This is a genomic window from Pseudomonas sp. P5_A2_2 (assembly GCF_054177685.1).
In genome coordinates, this window is record NZ_JBGCUL010000585.1 from 1 (window position 1) to 2,901 (window position 2,901).

1 protein-coding gene and 1 pseudogene are annotated in these 2,901 nt (G+C 59.9%); both read right to left on the reverse strand.

The window, feature by feature from the left end:
• Nucleotides 1-376: 376 nt before the first annotated feature.
• Nucleotides 377-1,396, reverse strand: a pseudogene (locus ACXRVY_RS22660) (IS4 family transposase); the annotation flags it as partial.
• A 974-nt stretch (nucleotides 1,397-2,370) separates the two neighbouring features.
• Nucleotides 2,371-2,901 (reverse strand): sodium:solute symporter family transporter (locus ACXRVY_RS22665; protein ID WP_458238292.1); only part of this gene is annotated, 531 nt, incomplete at its 5' end.

The following is a 2,901-nucleotide window of genomic DNA, read 5'->3' on the forward strand; positions in this document are numbered from 1 at the left end:
CTCCGGTCCTGCTCCGTGGGCCCGCCGCCATCGGCCATCCATGGCCGGCGGCGGCTAACCCGGCATCCATGCCGGGTTGCCCACTGCGCAGAACCTCCTCTCGGCCTCACGAGGGGGCGTGTACCGCAACAGCGTCCGAGGCGGCCTACCGGCCGGCCTGGTTGTTGGGTTCGTTCGTCTGGGAGGTATCTGGTCGACTGGCAAGCCGCTATCGCGAGCAAGCTCGCTCCCACAGAAAAGCAAAGGCAGATCGGCGTACACAGACGCTTCTCACCACTCATCAGGCTGAGTGGAGGTGTTCATCCGGGGATTGGCGCGCAGCGCCGTTCGACGCAGTCGAACTCATTGCATGTAGGTCGAAGCGAAGCCGACCGGAGGGCAATGTCTCGCGATGAGCCTGTTCCACACTGCGCTTGAGCACTGCCAGGACGTTGTAGGCCAGGATCGCTGAAGCAAATCCCAGCAACGCCGCCCGCGGAGCGCCAAGGCTTTCGATTTCACTGTCCAGCACCGACTCCAGGCGCTGGAACATCCCTTCGATACTCCAGCGACGACGGTATAACTCGGCGATCTGCCCGGCGCTGACGGTGTCGGGCAAGTTGCTCCAGAACCACATCACCGTGTCRCCTGAGTCAGTAGGGGTCTGTAGGTTCAGTTCAACTCGGCGCCAGCGGTGACCACCTTTGAGTTCGATGATTTGCTCGCKCACCGTTCCGGATTCGATGGCCACAGATTCTTGCCAGCCGCCTTCCTCAATCAACCGTGGATGTTTGCTTTGCTGGCGAATAATGAACGAAGCCCCCGCKTCSTCGCAGGCTTGCATGACGGGCAGCGTGCAGTACAACCGATCGGCCATCCACAGCTGGCCCTTAGTGGCGCGGGCCAACAGCGGCAGCACGCTGACGCGCTCACTGGCGTAGGCATCCTCGCATGGCTGCAAGTCGACGATCTGATCGAGGTCCGGGTCGTAGACCACGACTGAAAACCCTGGTCGCGCCGCACCTCGCTCACGCCGCAAAGCCCCCAAGCGTTTTTCAGTAGAAGRCAGGTGGTTGCCGTCGACAATGCGCAGCTGCCAGCCMGGCAAAATGGCTGAACAGCCCAACKCYTYTATCGTCGGAGCCAAGCGCTCGGCGCTTCCTGTAACCAACGCCCGCAGCAACGCGGGCTCTGTGCGGCTGACCTTGTCATAGAGCGCCGCCAAGGTAACCGGCAGCCCCTCCATTTGCCGGGCAGCGGCATGYAARGAMGGSCGYARRCCCAATGAAACAAGGGACATCAGCTCAACGATGGTCGAAAACAACAGCTCACGCGGGTACTGGCGTTGACGGTGTTCTTCAAACACCTGATCMACCCATTCGGCAGGAACAGCCTGCTCCAGTATCAATTTCGTCATGACACTGGCCGGTGTCTTTTTTTCAAACCGCGCTAGAACTTCTGCCCACATCGTTTTCGTCACCCTGACTGGTTTTTAGGGGATTCTAAACGAAGACCTTGAAAGGGCTGGCYCTTACRGCGGGTCACTTTGGAAAAGCCCCAAAGTAACCAAAGGGCTCTTGCCCCTGWCGTTCGGTGCCTCGCYKWGGCTCGGCATGCCCTCGCTCCGGTCCTGCTCCGTGGGCCCGCCGCSATCGGCCATCCATGGCCGKSGGCGGCTAACCCGGCATCCATGCCGGGTTGCCCACTGCGCAGAACCTSCRCTCGGCCTCACGAGGGGGCGTACACCGCAAAAGCGCCCGAGGCGGCCTACCGGCCGGCCTGGTTGTTGGTTGAGTTCGCTGCAGAATTTCGATCGGCCGGCAGACCGCCATCGCGAGCAGGCTCGCTCCCACAGAAAAGCAAAAGCAGAGCAGCCCACACCACCGCGTCGCTTCTCACCACTCATCAGGTCGAGCGTTAGCTCGCCTGCAGCTTTTGATCTTGATCCACCCGCCCCCTCGGCAGGCTGAGCGGAGGTGTTTATCCGGGGTTTGGCGCGCAGCGCCGTTCGACGCAGTCGAACTCATTGCATGTAGGTCGAAGCGAAGCCGACCGGAGGGCAATGCCCCCGGATGAATACCGCAGCGAAGGAACGCCGAGCCTAAGCGAGGGGCCGTACGTAAGGGGCGAGACCTTTGGTTACTTTGGGGCGTTTGCCAAAGTGACCCGCTGTAAGAGCGGAACCATAAGCCGCCGTTACCGCAGGAATGGATATGTACGCGATAAACAAAAGACAGGTCGGCTGCCAGGCCGCCTTCGCGAGCAGGCTCGCTCCTACAGTAAATCGGTACATCCACGAAATTCGGGTCGATTACCGCCCAATAAAAAATGCCCCGATCTCTCGACCAGGGCATTTCCATTCAACACAACTTAAACAGTCAAACCGAACGCTTAGTGCGAAACCGCCCCACTCGCCCCCAACCCGGTCTGCGAACGAACAAACTGCGGGAAGAACAGCGCCCGCTCATTGTCAGCCGCAGTCGACTTGTCGGTAACCGAGAAGAACCAGATCCCGACAAAGGCAATCATCATCGAGAACAACGCCGGATACTCATACGGGAAGATGGCTTTCTCGTGATGCATGATCTGCACCCAGATGGTCGGGCCAAGGATCATCAGGCCTACAGCACTGATCAGGCCCATCCAGCCGCCGATCATCGCACCGCGAGTGGTCAGTTTTTTCCAGTACATGGAAAGCAGCAGCACCGGGAAGTTGCAGCTCGCCGCGATGGAGAACGCCAGGCCGACCATGAACGCGATGTTCTGGCTTTCGAACAGAATGCCCAGAATGATGGCCAACACACCCAAAGCAACGGTGGTGATCTTCGAAATACGAATCTCATCCTTCTCGTTGGCCTTGCCCTTCTTGATAACGCTGGCATACAGGTCGTGGGACACCGCCGACGCACCGGCCAGGGTCAG